At 40.7% G+C, this 1,400-nt stretch carries 1 protein-coding gene and 1 pseudogene; both read right to left on the minus strand.

Going from position 1 to position 1,400, the window contains the following annotated elements:
- Positions 1–30: 30 nt before the first annotated feature.
- The gene (locus ACFILU_RS06530) at positions 31–441 is read right to left on the minus strand and encodes a hypothetical protein (protein ID WP_375675281.1); all 411 of its coding nucleotides are present in this window, start codon (positions 439–441) and stop codon (positions 31–33) included.
- Positions 438–1,400, minus strand: a pseudogene (locus ACFILU_RS06535) (filamentous hemagglutinin); the annotation flags it as partial. The pseudogene ACFILU_RS06535 and the gene ACFILU_RS06530, both read right to left, overlap by 4 nt.

A 1,400-nucleotide genomic window follows, 5' to 3' on the forward strand; every position in this document is an offset into this window, starting at 1 on the left:
CGGATTGTTGATCATCACAAGCAGCAAAACTTAAGGCTTGCATTCAGGTTGTACTGGACTTCTTTTACAAAACGGGCTGTTCAAGCGCTTTTCGACACTTCTCTGTGGGATGACAGCACCTGAACGACAAATGGGGAGGTTTCTACCATTAAAAGGAGAACACCAATATGGACCACCTGATTTCCTACGAAAACCTGATTGAAGCATGCAAGCATCAATGGTTGCTATTTCATTGTCGCTTAGCTTTTGGACTTCATCCTCAAGATAATTAAGATGCGGCATTCCACATTCTAGCAAGGCTTTTCCTACCTCGGTAAAGTCTGCTCCTGGCTTCTTCCACACAGCCACTTCTCCTGGAGGAGGCTTATCAATGTTTTCAATATCACATCCAGCAACACTTAACAAAATGAGCAAGCTTGATAAGTTAAACAATATTTTCATTTTTTGTTCCCTGTTCTCGTTGAATAAAGCTTGTTAAAACCAAATGATCCGTAATCGCGTTTACAATCAGGGCTCGCATCAGCATAACAATTATGGGTGCTAGGGTTAAAGCCCAAGACTGCTCCCCCTTCCTCTCTCACTGCAATTGCTGGTGGAAATAAATAATATAGTCTGAAAGGTACCTTATAAGCTGTAGGCCAATTGTAACCAATCACTGTACTAATGGGGTCTAACATATGACCTTGTGTGTAGATATAATTTTTTTCGCCATCGCTTAGATAATCTACTGTATTGGCCATCGATTGCATGTGAGCAGCCGCTCCAACAAGATAGAAGTCTGTTTTCTTGGCTACACCGTGGATACCATGTTCTTGCAAGTCATTTGCTCCATTGCTTACTGTTATGGTACCACGGCTATGCGCACTAACAATAGCATTGTCATTGCCATAACGATAGATAAAATCTTGGAACTTCTTGGTCGAATTACTCAATCCCCAAGTACTACCCTCCCAAAACTTTTGATAAACTGCTACCCCTAATTCTACCAGCACATCGTCAGCTTGGGGAAAGTATGTAAAATAAAGGGGACCATTTTTATTAACAGCCAATTGGACAGCATTACCCGCAGCATCATCTGGTGAATTAAAAATGCCATTGTAGAACATATAAACAGCATCATTAGGGCCTTTTTGTAAATGCTTTTCTTCCTCTGGCTTTAAAAAGTGATACAGAGTGATATATTTTCCATCATTGCCTTTTATATACTCTCCATTTTCATCGGTTAAATAGAGGACATTGCCATTTTCATCATGCGCAACCTCACCCACTGGATGGTCAACATAAAATGCCATTTTACGAACCCCATCCCATATATCAAACCATTCATCTACCCATTTATTTCTCATACCTAAACGATTACGCAATATATCCTCAAGCGGTGCGACATCTAGCTGTCCTAC

The sequence above is a fragment of the Bartonella sp. CL100XZDX genome, from assembly GCF_042195375.1.
Classification (GTDB): Bacteria; Pseudomonadota; Alphaproteobacteria; order Rhizobiales; family Rhizobiaceae; genus Bartonella.